This is a genomic window from Mangrovicoccus algicola (assembly GCF_014903745.1).
In the GTDB taxonomy this organism is placed as follows: domain Bacteria; phylum Pseudomonadota; class Alphaproteobacteria; order Rhodobacterales; family Rhodobacteraceae; genus Mangrovicoccus; species Mangrovicoccus algicola.
Genome location: NZ_JACVXA010000061.1, coordinates 1 through 15,740 on the forward strand (window position 1 = coordinate 1; position 15,740 = coordinate 15,740).

Genomic DNA, 15,740 nt, shown 5'->3' on the forward strand with positions numbered 1-15,740 from the left:
CGCGGCGCCGGGCGATGCGCGGCCCCGTCCGTTCGCAGGCGCCGCACCCTCGCGCGCGCCCGTCCTGCGGCAGATCGGGCGGGGATCGCCGCGCGGAAACGGGGTTTCGGGAGGCGGCGTCAGCGACTGCCGCTGCTGCCGGTCAGTTCCCCGGCCTCGGCGGTGTCAGGCCCCCGGGCCGATGGCGCGGCGCAGCGCGCGGGTCAGGTCGCGGCGGCTGATCGGCTTCATCAGGCTGATATCCGCGTCCTCGGCCGGCGCTGCGCCCTCCGCGCTGTGCTCGGGATAGCCCGACATGAAGATCACCCGCAGCCCCGGGTCAAGCTGGCGCAGCCGCCGGGCCAGGGCAGGCCCCTGCAGGGCCCCGGGCATGACGATATCGGTCAGCAGGACGTCGACCGGCGCGACCGCGGGAAACATGTCCAGCGCCTCGTCGCCGCTGCAGGCGGTGACGACCTCCAGCCCCATGCGCTGCAGCCGCAGGGACAGCACGCGGGCGACCCCGGGATCGTCCTCCACCAGCAGGATGCGCCCGGTCGGCATCGCCTCCTCCGGCGCGGCGCTTTCGGCGCGGGGCGGGGGCGAGGCCTGGATATCCGATGCGGGCAGGAACAGCTTGACCGTCGTGCCGCGCCCCGGCTCGGAATAGACCCGCACGCCGCCGCCGGACTGCCTGGCAAAGCCCTGCACCATCGGCAGGCCGAGCCCAGATCCCTCGGAGGGCGGCTTGGTCGAGTAGAAGGGCGTGAAGACCCGGCCAAGCTGCTCGGCGGTCATGCCGATGCCGGTATCGGTGACGGCAACGACCGCATAGGCCCCCGGGGCCAGGTCCTCCTGGCCATCCTCCAGGAAGGGGGCCTCGAGCTGGACATTGCGGGTCTCGATGGTCAGCCGCCCGACGCCTTCCATCGCGTCGCGGGCGTTGATCGCGAGGTTGAGCAGCGCGTTCTCGAAGGAATTGCGGTCGGCATGGACCGACCACAGCCCTTCGGCGAAACGGCAGTCCAGCTCGATGGCGGAGGGCAGCACCCGCGCCAGCATCCGGTCCAGCTCGGCCAGCAGCGCGTTGAGATCGAGGCGCGCGGGTTCCAGCGTGGCCTTGCGCGCGAAGCTCAGCAGGTTGCGCGTCAGCCCCGCTCCCTTCCTGGCCGCCTCAATGGCCGAGCGGATCATCTCGGAGCCGCCCGAGATGCGGCAGGTCTCCTCCAGCAGTTCCAGGTTGCCGACCACCACCGCCAGGAGATTGTTGAAATCATGCGCGATGCCGCCGGCCATCTGGCCCACGACCTCCATCTTCTGGGCCTGGATCAGGCGTTTCTCGACCTCCGTCTGCTCGGTTATGTCCTGCACGGTTCCGGTCAGCCCCGCGGGCATGCCGTCGCCGTCATGCTCGATGATCGCGGTGAATTCGCAATCGCGGATCTCGCCGTCGCCGCGGATGATGCGGCCGCGGAACCGGTCATGGTCGCCGCTATTGGGGGCGTTCTCGCGCAGCGTGCGGCGGAACGCATCCTGCAGCAGGACCCGGTCCTCGGGATGCATCAGGTAGGTCATCTGCGTCGCCGAGGGCTTGAACCGCTCCGGGCTCATGCCGTGGATGCGATAGCATTCGGGCGACCAGTACATGCCCGGCGGCGAGACGGTCAGCGACCAGTTCCCGATCCTGGCGATCCGTTCCGCGCGCAGGAGCCTGTCGCGCATCAGGGTTTCCTCGGTCACGTCCGCCTCGGTGCCGAAGATGCGCAGCGCCCGGCCCGTCTCGTCCGTGATCACCTGGCCCTGAACCGCGATCCAGTGCAGCCGCCCGCGATGGTCCAGGAGCCGCACGACCTGCGAGAAATGTCCGCTTCCCGCCACGGCCTCGTCGATCGACTGGCGCAGCAGCGGCAGGTCCTCGGGGTGGTAGATCCGGGTCAGGAAGGCTTCCGCGTCGTCGATGGCGGCGATGTCATAGCCCAGCTGGGCCATCAGCCGCGGCGAGAAGGTGACATTGCCGCTCTGCAGGTCCCAGTGCCAGATCCCCACATCCGTGGCCCGCAGCGCGTCGGCGGCCATCTGCAGCCAGGGCAGGTCGCCTTCCAGCTGGCCCGTGGTGCTGCGGGTGAGGCGGCGGCAGTCCATCCAGTGGGTGACGCGGCCGTTCTGGCGGTTCAGCGGCCAGAAGTCGCGCTGCACCACGGCGAAGCCGCCGGGCCCGGCGGGGGTCGTGTACATCGCGGAATGGCTGCGGCCCTCGGCAAAGGCGGCCTCGGCCGCCGCGCGCAGCGCCTCCGGCAGGGCCGCCGCCCCGAGCTCGCCGGAGCAGCATCCGGGAACGGTCGCCCCCGCCTCGGCCAGCCGCTGTCCGGCCGCGCCATTGGCGGCCAGGACGCGGCAATCCTCCAGCCGCGGGCCCGCCGCCAGGATCATCTGCAGCTGGCATCCCTGCGGGCCCGGCGGCGCCGGACCCGTGGCGCCGTCGAGGCTCGACAGCAGGCCCCAGGGCCGGCAGGACAGCAGCAAGGATCCCCCGGCGGCATCGCGCAGGATGGTTCCGGTGATCTTCAGGGGGCGCATGCCCCCGGTCCCGGCGGGGCAGAGGATCACGCTGGACTGCCGCGGGGGGGGGGATTCCGCATGCGGGTCGGGCGGTCCCTCCTTGCGGCAGGCGGCGGCAAAGGCGCGGAAATCCTCCGCCCCTTCGGCGTCGAACAGATCCGCCGCGCGGGTTCCGGCCCAAGCGCCCGGCGCGCGCCCGGCGGCGGCAGCGGGTGCCGCATCGGGTGCCATGAGCCGCGCGAAGGTGCCGTTGCACCAGCGGATGGCGTCCTGCGCGTCGAGCAGGGCGAACCCGAAAGGCGCGCCGTCCAGGACGGTGCTGCAAAAGGCCGAGGGTTCATGCCTGGCGCCCAAATCGTCATCCCCCACAAGATGGCTGTCCGCAACCTGCCGCGCCTCCCCAAGCGGCAGACCGTGACAGCGGGCTAGCCTAGCCCCTCCCGGTAAAGGAGCGGTTGCCGTCTGCGGCAGATGGCGGTCGGGGTTAACGGTCCCCGGGGCAGGGGGCGCGGCGGCAGGCGGAGCGGGATCGGGAGGCGGCCGCCGGGACGGGTGCGGACGATCCCGGCACAGCTGCCCGGACGCCGGACGCCGAGGGGACCTGCCGGTCGGCCCCCTCGGCGGGGCGCGGCCCGGGGCGGGGCCGCGCTATGGCGGCTCCGCTTCCCGAGCGGTCCGCCACGTCCATCTCCGCGGGGCGGCCCCGCATCCGCAAGCCGCCGCGCGATGCGCCCGAAGAAGGTCCCGGGCTGCAGGGCGCGAAATGGAGATATTACCCATTTACGGTATGTGATGCTTGGTAGTTCCCTGTCAAGAAAAAATGGGTTAAATGCACATTCAGCCAGGGAAGGATCAGGTGAGCGACGGAACATTCAGCAAGGCGATCCGGCGGATCCTCCGGCCACTGGTCCGGGCGATGATCGGGCGCGGCCTGGCCTATCCGCAGCTGGCGGAGATCCTGAAACCGTTGTTCATCGAACAGGCGCTGGCCCATTACGGGCTGCCCGGGCGGCGGATGACCGACAGCCGGCTGAGCGTGCTGACCGGGCTGCAGCGGCGCGACATCCGGGCCCTGCGCGCTGCGGGAGAGGCGCCGGTCCCTCCGGGCCGCGGCCATGGCCCGATCCCGCGGCTGGTGGCGCTGTGGCAGGGGGATCCGCGGTTCTGCGACCCCGCCGGCGCACCGCGTCCCCTGCCGCGCGCCGCGGCCGGGGGCGAGAGCTTCGAGAGCCTGGTGGCCGAGATCGGCCGCGACGTGCATCCGCGCACCCTGCTCGACGAGATGCTGCGCCTGGGCCTCGCCGTCTCCGAGGGCGAGACGGTGCGGCTGATCGCCGACAGCCTCGTTCCCGGCCGCGACTCGGCGATGCTTCTGGGCTATTATGCCGCCAACCTGGGCGATCATGCCGAGGCGGCGGCGGCCAATCTTCTGGCCGCGCCCGGGCCCGGCCCGTTCTTCGAACGCGCGGTGCATTACAACCGCCTGTCCCCGGCCTCGCTCGAGGCGCTGGATGCGCTGGCGCGGGACGGCCAGATGCAGCTGCTGCGGGCGCTGAGTGCCGAGGCGCTGCGGCTGCAGCGCGCGGATATCGCCGCGGGGTCCGGGACCGGGCGCATCCGGATCGGGGCCTTCGTCTATCTCGAGGCGCCGGAGGAGGAGCCTGCGGCTGGTGGCGGCCGCGATGCGCAGGAGGGAGAGAGCGCGTGATGACCGCAGAAATCGCGGCCCGTACCGGGCGCGCATGCCGGATGCTGCTGGTGGGGCTCGTGGCGGGGCTGGCGGGCTGTGCGCCGCCGGGCCCTCCGGCAAAGGATGCCACCCGCGCGGGCGGGGATGCGGACGGGGCGCAATCCTGCCGCCGCGCCCTGTCGGCCCCGCGGCCGCCCGCGGAGGACGGGACCGATGGCGGGATCGGCGGCACGGGCATCCTGGGGGTGGTCGCGCGCGATGGCGAGCTGCGGCTCGAGGGGGCCCCGGGCTTCCGCGTCGCGGCCGATGCGCGGGTGGCCTCGGCGCTGGGGGCCTTCCCGGTCTCGCAGCTGCGCCGCGGCGACACGGTGATCGTCACCGCCGTCAAGGCCGCCGGGGCCGAATGCGCGGTCGGCCTGGCCCATTACCTGCCGGTGATCGGCACGCTGGAGGCCCTGGCCGCCGATGGCGATGGCAGCTTCCGGGTGCTGGGTGCGCGGGTCACGCTGGATCCGCGCGCCGAGATCTCCGCGCGCGATGGCGCGCGGCTGAGCCGCGCCGCGCTGGCCGAGGGAGAGCAGGTCGCGGTTTCGGGCCTCTGGCAGGCCGGGGGCATCCGCGCGACACGGGTGCGTCTGACCGGGACCCGGCCCGTGGCGCCGCAGATCACCGGACCGGTCCGGCTGGATGAGGACGGCGACGCCTATATCGGCGATGTCCCGGTGCGCCTGCCGCGCGGGCAGCGCGTGGCGGGGCGGCAGGTGACGCTTGACGCGACGCGCATCGAGATGCCCGAAGGCGGCCTCCCCGAGGCGGACGGCGCCGTCGCCGGGCTTGCCATGGCCGGGCGCTCCGCCGCGGCGGAGCCGGGGGCGGCCGCTTCCGGGGCGGCGGGGCGGAAGGCGGCGGATCCGGTATCGGACTGGGCGGACCGGCGCGGCGCGGCATCTCGGCGCGACGATCGCGGCGGCGGCGGTGACGATCGCAATGACAGCGGCAGCGGCAGCGACAGTTCGGGCCGGGGCGGAAGCCGCGGCGGCGATGCCTCGCGCGGATCCGGCACCGGCGGCGGCGAAAGCCGCACGGGGGGGCTGGCCGGGGACTGAGGCCGGCGCGCGGTCCCGGCCGCTGCCATTGCCATGGCCGCGCCCCGGCGCGCTGCGCCAGGCCCGGTGATCGGGGATTCGGCCGGATGCCGTCCCGGTCGCGCGGCCCCGCCTGTCGCGCATGATCCGCCCCGGGTCGCGGAGGGACCGGGCTTCGGCCGTCTGCGCGGGGCGGAGGCTACATCCAGCGCGCCTGGGCCAGGGCGCGGGCGCGGGCAAAGCGGTCCTCCAGGTCCGGCCAGTCCGGATCCGGCTCGATCATCTGCCCGCCCGCGGGCAGGGCCACATGCGCCCCGGCGGTCTCGGCGGCCAGCATCGCCAGCCCCAGCGCCGTGCGCTCGGCCTCCTCCGCGACCCGGACCGGTCGGCGCAGGATATCCGCCAGAAGCCGGCAGAAGCGGGGGCTGCGGCTCAGCCCGCCGTCGATCGCCACCGGCCCCGTCACCGGCATCCGCGCCAGGACCTCCGCCGTGCGATAGGCGATGCCCTCCAGCAGGGCCTGCATCATGTCGGCCGCCCCGGTCTCCAGCGTCAGGCCAAGCCAGGCGCCGCGCGCGCCGCGGTCCCAATGCGGGCAGGCCAGCCCGGCCAGCGCGGGCACGAAGGCCAGGCCGCGTTCCAGCCTCGACCCGGGCGGGGCCGCCTCCAGCGCCGCGAAATCGTCGAACAGTCCCAGCCCCCTGGCCCAGTCGAGCGCGGCGGCGGCGGCATAGACCCCGCCTTCCAGCGCATAGACCGGCGCCGCCCCGGCCTCTGCCCAGGCAACGGTCGGCAGCGGCCCGGTCCCGGCGGCGGGCGGCCGGTCCCCGGCCAGGGCAAGGGCGAAGGCCCCCGTGCCGAAGGTGATCTTGGCCGCCCCCGGGCTGCGGCAGCCATGACCGTACAAGGCGGCCTGCTGGTCGGCGATGGCGGCCCCCAGCGGCAGGCCCGCAGCCGCGCCCAGATCGCCGCTGACCGGGGTGATCGCGGGCAGCGCCCCGATCGGCACGCCGAAGAGGCTGCACAGATCCGGGTCCCAGCGCCCGGTCGCCAGATGCATCAGCGAGGTGCGCGAGGCGGTGGCCAGGTCGGTCTCGAACCGCCCCGTCAGCCGGTCGCGGAAGAAGGCATCGGTCGTCCCCATGCGCAGCCGTCCGCGCGCCGCCAGCTCCGCCGCGCGCGGGATCTCGCGCAGGATCCAGCCCAGTTTCGCGGCGGAGAAATAGGGGTCCAGCGGCAGGCCCGCGCGTTCGGCCACCAGCGGCGCCGCGCCCTCGCGCTCCAGCCGGGCGCAATCGGCGGCGGTGCGCGCATCCTGCCAGACGATGACCGGCGAGACCGGCTCTCCGGTCGCGGCATCCCAGGCCAGGCAGCTCTCGCCCTGGTTGGCCAGCGCCCAGCCCCGCGCGCCCGCCGCGCGCCCGGCCTCGATCCCGCGCGCGACATGGGCCAGCAGTTCCCGGGGATCGTGCTCGACCCGGCCGGGGGAAGGATGCGACCGGGCATGGGTCCAGCTGCCCAGCCGCCGCGCCGTGCCTGCGGCGTCGACCAGGATGGCACGGGTGGAGGTGGTCCCCTGGTCGATGGCCAGCCAGCTCATGTCTCGATCCTCAGCACGGCATCGGGCGCGGGCAGGGGCAGGCTGATGCGCCGCTCGGGACGGGTGGAGACGGAGGCGCTGGCCCGCCCGGCCGAGATCCGCCCCGAAAGCGGCCCGGCAGCGCGCATCGACAGCCGCCGGAAGGCCGGGGGGGCGGCATCGGGGGCCAGCCGCTGGGGCAGGTGCCAGGCCAGGCCCGCCCCCTCCACCGCGAAGGGGGTCTCGGCGATCTCGGGCAGTTCGCCCGCAAGCGCCCTGTGCGCCGCATCTGCCACGGCGCGGCCCTCCGACCAGCAATGCCCGGCCGTCTCGACGCCCCGCAGCAGGTTGCCGGCGGCGAAATAGGCCGGGTCCGAGCAGCGCCCGTACTGGTCGATCTCGGGGCCCCGCGTGCCGGGATCGATCCGCAGATGCGACCCGCGGATCAGGGCCGTCTCGGGACGGAACCCGCCGGTCAGGATCACGCCATCCGTCTCCAGCTCGCTGCGGGTGCCGTCATGGGACAGGGTCACGGCCTCCACGCGGTCGCTGCCATGGATCGCGACCAGCGCGGTGCCCAGCCGCAGCGGCACCCCCATGGCCCGCGGCAGCATCCCGGCGGGCTGGCGCGCGGTGATGCGGGAGGCGGGCTCGATCATCGCCAGCGGGCGGATCCCGGCCTGCCGGCAGGTCAGCAGCGCCGAGAAGGCGACCAGTTCCGTCCCCAGGATCACCGGGCGTCGGAAGGGACGCAGCCCCTGCAGGTGGACCAGGCCCTGAAGCGCGCCGGTATTGAGGATGCCGCCCGGCTTGGTCCCGCCGATCATGCGCGGGGCCCGGGCGGTTTCCCGCGCGCCCATGGCCAGGATCACCGCGCGCGCGGTGATGCGGGCGGGGCCCGCGGGCGATGTCACCTCCACCGTGCCGCCGGGCAGGAGCCGCGTGACGGTCACGCCGACATGGATCCGCGCCCCCGCCTGCTGCGCCGCCGCGCCGAGGGCGCGCGCATAGGCCGGGCCCAGCATGGGGCGGCGGAATTCGCGGAACCCGTAGGGGGAATGCGCGCAATGGCGGGGAATGCCGCCGGTCTCGGGCTCGCGTTCCAGCAGGTGGACCTCGCGGCCCAGGGCGCGCAGCCGCCGCGCCGCCGCCAGCCCGGCCGGGCCGCCGCCGACGATCAGCACGTCGCAATGCCGGGGAAGATCAGTCATCATGCCCTCCATCCGCCGGGATCCCGGCCGGGCCTGTCATCGGGCGGGCCAGCCGTCCCGCGCTTGCCTCCGCCAGAGCGGCGGAGCAGTAGAATCCCTGGCAGCGGCCCATGGTGGCGCGCGTGCGCCGCTTCAGCCCGGCCAGGCTCCGCGCGGCCAGCGGGCCGCTCAGCGCCTGGTCGACCTCGCGGCGGGTGACCAGTTCGCAATGGCACAGGATGCCGCCATTGCCCGGGCACTGCCAGTCGCGCGGTCCGTCCTCGGCCAGCATCGGCATGACGGGCCAGGCGGGATCGGGCAGGGGCGTGCCGCCTGCAGCCAGCAGCCCGGAGACATGCCGGGCGAGCCCCAGCGCCGCCGACAGCCCGGTGGAGCGGATGCCCCCCGCCGTGACGGCATTGCGGCCCGGCCATGTTTCCACGCGATAGGGCTTTTCCTCGGTGGCGGGGCGCAGACCGGCATAGACGGTTGTGATCTCCTCCCCGGCCAGCGCGGGCAGGATCTCGGCGCCCTTGGCGACCAGCATCTCCAGCGTCTCCGGCACCAGCGCGGCCGTGTCGCGATCGGCCTGTTCCTCGGCCGTCGGGCCGACCAGCAGGTTGCCCCAGATGGTGCGGCAGACCACGATCCCCTTGGTCGTGGCGGTGGGCACCGGCAGCAGGATGTGCCGCGCCAGCCGCGCCGCGGTCTTGTCGAAGACCACGAACTGGCCCTTGCGCGGGCGGATCTCGAAGCGGCTTTCGCCATGCAGGAGCCGGTCCAGCCGGTCGCCATGCAGCCCGGCGGCATTGACCACATGGGTCGCGCGCAACGCCCCGCGCGTGGTCTCCAGCCGCCAGGCGGTGCCGTCGAACCCGCCGCCGGTCACGGCGCAGCCGCGCAGCAGGGACGCGCCGTTCTCCAGCGCCTGCAGCAGGTAGGCATGGGGCGCGGACCAGGGATCGATCAGGCTTTCCCCCGGCACCCGGAACCCCGCGCGGATCCCCGGCGCAAGCCCCGGCTCCGCCGCCAGCAGCTCCGCCCGGCTCAGCATGCGCGTGTCGGTCACGCCGTTCTCCTCGGCCTGCGCGACCAGCTCGGGCAGCTTCGCCTCCTGCGCCTCGTCCCAGGCCAGCACCAGCGCGCCGCAGCGGTCCAGCGGCAGGTTCATCCGGTCGCGGATCTCCAGGTATTCCTCGTGGCCGCGGCGGATGCAGTCGAGCTCCAGCGAGCCCGGCGGCGCGTCGAAGCCGGTATGGAGGATGGCGCTGTTGGCCTTGGAGGCGCCGTCGAGGATGTCGGGGGCGCGCTCCAGCACGACGACCCTGAGCCCGTCGAGCACCAGCCGCCGCGCGATGGCGCAGCCGACGATCCCGGCGCCGATCACGGCGGCGTCGAAGATCTGCGTTTTGGGGGGGAAGGAGGTCTCTGTCATGCGGTTTCCGGTTCAGAACTGACCAAATCCAAGGCAGACAATGCCCGAATGGTCAATATTTCCGGGCAAAATCGGAACGAACGGTCATAAAACGGTCAAAATGATTGACCTCTCAGGCGTGTCTGCCTGTAGCTTGGGCACAACCGAAGCGCGACGCCCCGCCGGGGCCGACGCGCGACCGGGAAGACAGGCTGGGGAATCGGGCAGGGCGGGATGAAGCCGAAGGATCGCAGGACCGGGATCGCGAAGCTGCTGGAGCAGAGCGGCGAGATGACCGTCGACGACCTGGCGCGGCATTTCGACGTCTCGCCCGAGACCATGCGCCGCGATCTCGGCCAGATGGCCGAGGAGGGCATGATCCAGAAGGTCCATGGCGGCGCCCGCGCGCTGGGGCGGACCTTCGTGGAGGACAGTTTCCAGGCGCGGATGCAGGAAGAGCCGCTGGCCAAGTCGGTCATCGCCGAGAAGCTTTGCGCGGTGATCCGCTCGGGCGACACGGTGATGATGGATACCGGATCCACCACGGTGATCGCCGCCGAGCGCCTGGCGCAGGTCCCCGCCTTGAAGGTGATCACCAATTCGCTGTCGGTGGCCGACATCTTCGGCCGCCACATGGCCCAGAGCGGCACCGAGCTTTTCTTGCTGGGCGGCAGCTATGCGCCGGGCAATCACCAGACGGTGGGCCCGGATGCCATCGCCCAGCTGGACCTCTACCGCGCCGACCACTCGGTCTCGACCGTCACGGCGGTCGCGGCGGCGGAGGGCGCGACCAATTCCAATGTCCACGAGGCTCATCTGGCCCGCGCCATGATCGCGCGGGCGCAGAATGTCATCGTGCTGGCCCATGCCGCCAAGTTCGGCCGCCGCGCGGCGTTCCGGGTCTGCGGCTTCGAGCGGATGGACATGCTGATCAGCGACCGCCGCCCCGAGGGGGCGCTGGCCCATGCGCTGGACCGCGCGGGCGTGGCGGTCCGGTAGAGACGAGAGGGGACGAACCCGATTATGCCTGAGGCGATAAGAACCTATGTGCGGGTCGTGGACCGCCTGTCCGACTGGGTCGGCATCGTGGCCATGTACCTGATCTTCCTGATGATCGCGGTCCTGTTGCTGGATGCGGTCACGCGCAACGTGATCGACATCCCGCTGCATTGGTGCATCGAGTTCACCCAGTTCACCCTGGCCGCCTATTACTTCATGGGCGGCGCCATGACGCTGAAGAACGAGGACCATGTGCGGATGGACCTGTTCTATGAACGGCTCTCGCCCCGGGGCAAGGCACGGCTGGACGCGGTGACGATCCTGTGCCTGATCTTCTATCTCTGCGTGCTCTTGTGGGGATCGGTCTCGTCGCTGAGCTACGCGATCGAGACGGGCGAGCGGCGGTTTTCCATGTGGAACCCCTCGATGATCCCGATCAAGGCGCTGATGACCGCCTGCATCGTGCTGATGATCCTGCAGTCGCTGTCGATCCTGGCCAAGACGCTGGGCGTCCTGAAAGGGGAGGAGATCGCATGAGCTACGAGATGATCGCGCTTTTGATGTTCGCCTCGATGATGGTGCTGCTCCTGACCGGGCAGCGGGTCTTCGCCGCCATCGGCTTCGTCGCCTCGGCAATGGTGCTGATGCTCTACGGCACGGGCGGGGTGGAGATCCCGTTCTCGGCGGCGTTCAAGCTGTTCAACTGGTTCCCGATGCTGACCCTGCCCCTGTTCATCTACATGGGCTACATCCTGTCGGAGGCGGGGATCGCCGAGGACCTGTACCGGATGCTGCATGTCTGGATGGGCCGGGTGAAGGGCGGGCTGGCCATCGGCACGATCTTCCTGATGGTCATCATCTCGGCGATGAACGGGCTTTCGGTCGCGGGCATGGCGATCGGCGCGACCATCGCGCTGCCCGAGATGCTGCGGCGGGGCTATGACAAGGCGCTGATCACCGGGGTGGTGCAGGGCGGGTCCTCGCTGGGCATCCTCGTGCCGCCCTCGGTCGTCATGGTGCTTTACGGCATGATCGCGCGCCAGCCTGTGTCGCAGCTGTGGCTGGCGGGGGTGATCCCGGGCCTCTTGATGGCGGCGATGTTCGTGGTCTATGTGGTGATCCGCGCGCGGATGAACCCGGCCCTGGCCCCCACCGTGCCCGAGGAGGACCTGAACATGCCGCGCGCCGAGAAGCTGAAGCTTCTGCGCGCGGGGATCATCCCCTTCGTGATCTTCTTCCTGATGACCGGGCTTTTCGTCATGGGCGTCACCTCGCTGGTGGAAAGCTCGGCCGTGGGCGCCACCGCCGCCACCGTCGCGGCGGCCGTGAAGGGGCGGCTGACTTTCCGGCTGGTCCATGACACCGCGCGCAAGACCCTGGCGGTCAGCTGCATGTTCCTGTGGCTGATCCTCGCCGCGCTGGCCTTCGGGTCGGTCTTCGACGGGCTGGGCGCGGTGCGGGCGCTGGAGAACCTGTTCATCAACAACTGGGACCTGGGCCCCTGGCAGGTCATCATCATGATGCAGATCAGCTTCATCGTGATGGGGATGTTCCTCGACGACACGGCGATGCTGGTGATCGTGGCGCCCTTGTACGTGCCGCTGGTCAAGATGCTGGATCTGGGCTTCGACAACCAGCTGATCTGGTTCGGGGTGCTCTACACCATGACCTGCCAGATCGCCTACATCACGCCGCCCTTCGGCTATAACCTGTTCCTGATGCGCGCCATGGCGCCCAGGGAGATCACGCTTGTCGACATCTACCGCTCGATCTGGCCCTTCGTGATCATGATGGCGGCCACCATCGCGCTGGTGATGCTGTTTCCGCAGATCGCGCTGTGGCTGCCCCAGGCCGTGCGCTGACCAATAAAACCAACCGGGAGTAAACGATGACCAAGAAGATCCTGACCCCCTCCGAGAAGATCCTGGCCTCGCGCCGGAAATTCCTGACCACCGGCGCCTTCGGCGCGGCGGGCGCGCTGGCGGCGCCGGCCGTGGTGGCGCAGACCGGGCCGATCAAGTGGCGGCTGCAGACCTATTCCGGCGCGCCGCTGGGGGCGCATGTCATCAAGCCGCAGATCGATGCCTTCAATGCCGCGGCCAATGGCGAGATGGAGATCGAGCTGTACTATGCCGACCAGCTGGTGCCGACGGGCGAGCTGTTCCGCGCGATGCAGTCGGGCGTCATCGACGCGGTGCAGTCGGACGAGGCCTCGATGGCCAGCCCGGTCGATATCGGCGTCTTCGGCGGGTATTTCCCCTTCGCCACGCGCTACTCGCTCGATGTGCCGGCGATGTTCATGTATTACGGGCTCGATGAGATCTGGAAATCGGCCTATGACGAGGTCGACAACGTCACCTGGCTGTCGACCGGCGCCTGGGATCCGCTGCACATCTTCACCAAGGAACCGATCCGCAGCCTCGCGGACATGAAGGGCAAGCGCGTCTTCGGCGTGCCGACCGCGGGCAAGTTCCTGTCGCAATACGGGCTGATCCCGGTCACCGTGCCGTGGGACGATGTCGAGGTGGCGCTGCAGACCGGGGAGCTGGACGGCGTGGCCTGGTGCGGCTTCACCGAGGCCTACGAGGTCGGTTGGGCCGATATCTGCAACTACGCGCTGACCAATTCGGTCACCGGCGCCTGGTTCGGCTCGTATTTCGCCAATACCGCCAGCTGGGAGAAGGTGCCGCCGCATCTGCAGCAGCTGTTCCGCTCGACCATCGACCAGAGCCATTACTACCGCGATGTCTGGTACTGGGGCGGCGAGGCCAAGCTGCGCGTCGAGGGCGAGAAGATGGAACTGACCTCCATCCCGGCGGAGGAATGGGCGCAGGTGACCAAGGATGCCGAGGGGTTCTGGGACGATGTGGCCAGCTCCTCCGAGCGCGCGGGCAAGGTCGTGGAGATCTTCAAGGCCTATTCCGCCAACATGGAGAAAGCGGGCTACCCCTACCGGTAAGCCTTTGGGCGGGGGACATGGAGGCGCCGGGTCAGGCCCGGCGCAGGCCTGTCCCCCTGACGCGCGGCGGCCCCGGTTCAGGCCGCCGCCCTTGCCGGGACGAGGCAGGACATGACCCTATATCGCGCCACGCTGGGCGGCACCCGCTATGTCTTCGACGACCTGCGCCAGACCATGGCCGCCGCCACGCCGCTGCGCTCGGGCGACGAGCTGGCGGGGATCGCGGCCGGATCCGAGGCGGAGCGTGTCGGCGCCCAGGCGGTTCTGGCCGAGCTGCCGCTGAAGACCTTCCTGACAGAGGCGCTGGTTCCCTACGAGAGCGACGCGGTCACCCGCGCGATCATCGACGATCACGACGCGGCGGCCTTCGCGCCGGTGGCGCATATGACCGTGGGGCAGTTCCGCGACTGGCTCCTGTCGGATGCCGCGACGGCGCCGGTGCTGGCGCGGCTGGCCCCGGGGCTGACGCCCGAGATGGTGGCGGCGGTGTCGAAGCTGATGCGCAACCGCGACCTGATCGCCGTGGCGCGCAAGGTCCGCGTCGAGGTGGCGTTCCGCAACCGGCTGGGCCTGCCGGGGCGGATCGGATCGCGGCTGCAGCCGAACCACCCGTCCGACGATCTCAAGGGGATCGCGGCGGGCATTCTGGACGGGCTGTGCTACGGAATCGGCGACGCGGTGATCGGCATCAACCCGGCCACCGACAGCGTCGCCAATGCCGCCGGGCTGATCACCATGCTGGACGACCTGCGCCAGCGCTATGCCATCCCCACGCAAAGCTGCGTGCTGACCCATGTGACCAATTCCATCGAGATCATGAACCGCGGCGCGCCGCTGGATCTGGTCTTCCAGTCGGTGGCGGGCACAGAGGCGGCGAATGACGGGTTCGGCGTGTCGCTGCCGGTGCTGGAGGAGGCGCATCAGGCGGCGCTGTCGCTGGGGCGCGGCACGGTCGGCGACAACTGCATGTATTTCGAGACGGGGCAGGGATCGGCGCTGTCGGCGGATGCCCATCACGGCGTGGACCAGCAGACGCTGGAGGCGCGCGCCTATGCGGTCTGCCGCCGCTACCGGCCGCTGCTGGTCAACACGGTGGTCGGCTTCATCGGGCCGGAATACCTGTATGACGGCAAGCAGATCATCCGCGCCGGGCTGGAGGATCATTTCTGCGGCAAGATGCTGGGCCTGCCGATGGGGGTGGATGTCTGCTATACCAACCATGCCGAGGCGGACCAGAACGACATGGACCTGCTGATGACGCTGCTGGCCGATGCGGGCGCGACCTTCCTGATCGCGGTGCCGGGATCGGATGACGTGATGCTGAACTACCAGTCGCTGTCCTTCCACGACATCGCCTATCTGCGCAATTCCTTCGGGCTGCGCGCGGCGCCGGAATTCGAGGCCTGGCTGGAGGGGATGGGACTGGTGGACGAGGGCGGCCACCTGATCGACGGCACGGCCGGGGCGCAGCGGCTTCTGGGCGGGGCGGTCGCATGAGCGGGGTGGTCAAGGATCCCTGGGCGCGGCTGCGCGCGGCGACCCCCGCGCGGATCGGGCTGGGCCGGACGGGGGCGGGGCTGCCGGTGGCGGCCAGCCTGGAGTTCCAGCACGCCCATGCCCGCGCCCGCGACGCGGTGCATCGCGCGGTGGACTGGCAGGCGCTGCGCGACGCGCTTGCCCCGCGCGAGGTGATCGGGGTGGCCAGCCGGGCGCCCGACCGTGCCACCTATCTGCGGCGCCCCGACCTGGGGCGGCGGCTGGGCGCGGGGGGCGAGGCCCTGGGCGGTGCGGGCTGCGACATCGCCTTCGTCGTGGCGGACGGGCTGTCGGCGGATGCGGTCCAGGCCCATGCCGCGGCGGTGATCGGTGCCTGCGAACCGCAGCTGGAGGGGCTGAGCCTGGGGCCGGTGGTCCTGGCCGAACAGGGGCGCGTGGCGATCGGCGACGAGATCGGCGCGGCGCTGGGCGCGCGGCTGGTGGTTCTGCTGGTGGGCGAGCGGCCGGGGCTGACCGTGGCGGATTCGCTGGGCGCCTACCTGACCTTTGATCCGCGGCCGGGATGCCGCGACAGCGCCCGCAACTGCGTCTCGAACATCCATCTCAAGGGCGGGCTGGGCTATGGCGCGGCCGCCGCCAAGATCGGCTGGCTGGCGCGCGAGGCGCTGCGGCGCGGGCTGACCGGCATCGCGCTCAAGGACGAGGCGCCGGAGCTGGAGGCCGAAGAGCGCGGCCGCCTGGCCGGGGATTGATCCCCGACGGGGCCGGTCCCGGAGCGTCGCCTGTTGT

Annotated in this window: 12 protein-coding genes; 8 read left to right on the top strand and 4 right to left on the bottom strand. The window is 71.5% G+C overall.

Annotated elements, in window-relative coordinates:
• Window positions 1-165: 165 nt before the first annotated feature.
• On the bottom strand, window positions 166-2,892 hold the full coding sequence (locus tag ICN82_RS16730; RefSeq protein WP_193185004.1) for a hybrid sensor histidine kinase/response regulator: 2,727 nt from the start codon (window positions 2,890-2,892) through the stop codon (window positions 166-168).
• Between the two features lie 502 nt (window positions 2,893-3,394).
• On the opposite strand from ICN82_RS16730, the gene ICN82_RS16735 reads away from it, so the two are divergent.
• Both ICN82_RS16735 and ICN82_RS16740 read left to right on the top strand, forming a co-directional pair.
• Complete coding sequence (locus ICN82_RS16735) at window positions 3,395-4,246, top strand: DUF6502 family protein (protein WP_193185007.1); 852 nt, start codon at window positions 3,395-3,397, stop codon at window positions 4,244-4,246.
• A complete protein-coding gene (locus ICN82_RS16740) occupies window positions 4,246-5,334 on the top strand; it encodes a DUF5666 domain-containing protein (RefSeq protein WP_193185010.1) in 1,089 nt (362 codons plus the stop codon). Before ICN82_RS16735 ends, ICN82_RS16740 begins: the two co-directional genes overlap by 1 nt.
• A 178-nt stretch (window positions 5,335-5,512) precedes the next feature.
• On the opposite strand, the gene ICN82_RS16745 is transcribed toward ICN82_RS16740, so the two are convergent.
• Genes ICN82_RS16745 through ICN82_RS16755 form a run of 3 tightly spaced genes read right to left on the bottom strand, consistent with a single transcriptional unit; the run spans window position 5,513 to window position 9,517 of the window.
• Window positions 5,513-6,913: an FGGY family carbohydrate kinase gene (locus tag ICN82_RS16745; RefSeq protein ID WP_193185013.1), complete on the bottom strand. Its 1,401-nt coding sequence runs from the start codon at window positions 6,911-6,913 to the stop codon at window positions 5,513-5,515.
• The gene (locus tag ICN82_RS16750; protein ID WP_226898553.1) at window positions 6,910-8,103 is read right to left on the bottom strand and encodes an FAD-dependent oxidoreductase; all 1,194 of its coding nucleotides are present in this window, start codon (window positions 8,101-8,103) and stop codon (window positions 6,910-6,912) included. Before ICN82_RS16750 ends, ICN82_RS16745 begins: the two co-directional genes overlap by 4 nt.
• Window positions 8,096-9,517 carry an NAD(P)/FAD-dependent oxidoreductase gene (locus ICN82_RS16755; RefSeq protein ID WP_193185016.1) on the bottom strand — a complete coding sequence of 474 codons (1,422 nt, stop codon included), beginning with the start codon at window positions 9,515-9,517 and terminating at the stop codon, window positions 8,096-8,098. The genes ICN82_RS16750 and ICN82_RS16755 overlap by 8 nt, the downstream gene beginning before the upstream one ends.
• A 213-nt stretch (window positions 9,518-9,730) precedes the next feature.
• On the opposite strand from ICN82_RS16755, the gene ICN82_RS16760 reads away from it, so the two are divergent.
• The 6 genes from ICN82_RS16760 (at window position 9,731) to eutC (ending at window position 15,703) form a co-directional block, all read left to right on the top strand.
• Window positions 9,731-10,495 carry a DeoR/GlpR family DNA-binding transcription regulator gene (locus ICN82_RS16760; RefSeq protein WP_193185019.1) on the top strand — a complete coding sequence of 255 codons (765 nt, stop codon included), beginning with the start codon at window positions 9,731-9,733 and terminating at the stop codon, window positions 10,493-10,495.
• A gap of 24 nt (window positions 10,496-10,519) precedes the next feature.
• Window positions 10,520-11,032, top strand: coding sequence for a TRAP transporter small permease subunit (locus ICN82_RS16765; protein ID WP_193185022.1), 513 nt, complete (start codon window positions 10,520-10,522; stop codon window positions 11,030-11,032).
• Window positions 11,029-12,357 (top strand): TRAP transporter large permease, encoded by a 1,329-nt coding sequence (locus tag ICN82_RS16770; protein ID WP_193185024.1) that lies wholly within the window; start codon window positions 11,029-11,031, stop codon window positions 12,355-12,357. Before ICN82_RS16765 ends, ICN82_RS16770 begins: the two co-directional genes overlap by 4 nt.
• A 62-nt stretch (window positions 12,358-12,419) precedes the next feature.
• The gene (gene dctP, locus ICN82_RS16775) at window positions 12,420-13,454 is read left to right on the top strand and encodes a TRAP transporter substrate-binding protein DctP (protein WP_226898554.1); all 1,035 of its coding nucleotides are present in this window, start codon (window positions 12,420-12,422) and stop codon (window positions 13,452-13,454) included.
• A 111-nt stretch (window positions 13,455-13,565) separates the two neighbouring features.
• The gene (locus ICN82_RS16780; protein ID WP_193185028.1) at window positions 13,566-14,951 is read left to right on the top strand and encodes an ethanolamine ammonia-lyase subunit EutB; all 1,386 of its coding nucleotides are present in this window, start codon (window positions 13,566-13,568) and stop codon (window positions 14,949-14,951) included.
• Window positions 14,948-15,703, top strand: coding sequence for an ethanolamine ammonia-lyase subunit EutC (eutC, locus tag ICN82_RS16785; RefSeq protein ID WP_193185030.1), 756 nt, complete (start codon window positions 14,948-14,950; stop codon window positions 15,701-15,703). The genes ICN82_RS16780 and eutC overlap by 4 nt, the downstream gene beginning before the upstream one ends.
• Window positions 15,704-15,740 lie beyond the last annotated feature (37 nt).

Coding starts and splice junctions, on each gene's coding strand:
- eutC (WP_193185030.1), top strand. CDS start 14,948: ATGAGCGGGGTGGTCAAGGATCCCTGGGCGCGGCTGCGCGCGGCGACC.
- ICN82_RS16750 (WP_226898553.1), bottom strand. CDS start 8,103: ATGACTGATCTTCCCCGGCATTGCGACGTGCTGATCGTCGGCGGCGGC.
- ICN82_RS16765 (WP_193185022.1), top strand. CDS start 10,520: ATGCCTGAGGCGATAAGAACCTATGTGCGGGTCGTGGACCGCCTGTCC.
- ICN82_RS16760 (WP_193185019.1), top strand. CDS start 9,731: ATGAAGCCGAAGGATCGCAGGACCGGGATCGCGAAGCTGCTGGAGCAG.
- ICN82_RS16780 (WP_193185028.1), top strand. CDS start 13,566: ATGACCCTATATCGCGCCACGCTGGGCGGCACCCGCTATGTCTTCGAC.
- ICN82_RS16740 (WP_193185010.1), top strand. CDS start 4,246: ATGACCGCAGAAATCGCGGCCCGTACCGGGCGCGCATGCCGGATGCTG.
- ICN82_RS16755 (WP_193185016.1), bottom strand. CDS start 9,517: ATGACAGAGACCTCCTTCCCCCCCAAAACGCAGATCTTCGACGCCGCC.
- ICN82_RS16745 (WP_193185013.1), bottom strand. CDS start 6,913: ATGAGCTGGCTGGCCATCGACCAGGGGACCACCTCCACCCGTGCCATC.
- ICN82_RS16770 (WP_193185024.1), top strand. CDS start 11,029: ATGAGCTACGAGATGATCGCGCTTTTGATGTTCGCCTCGATGATGGTG.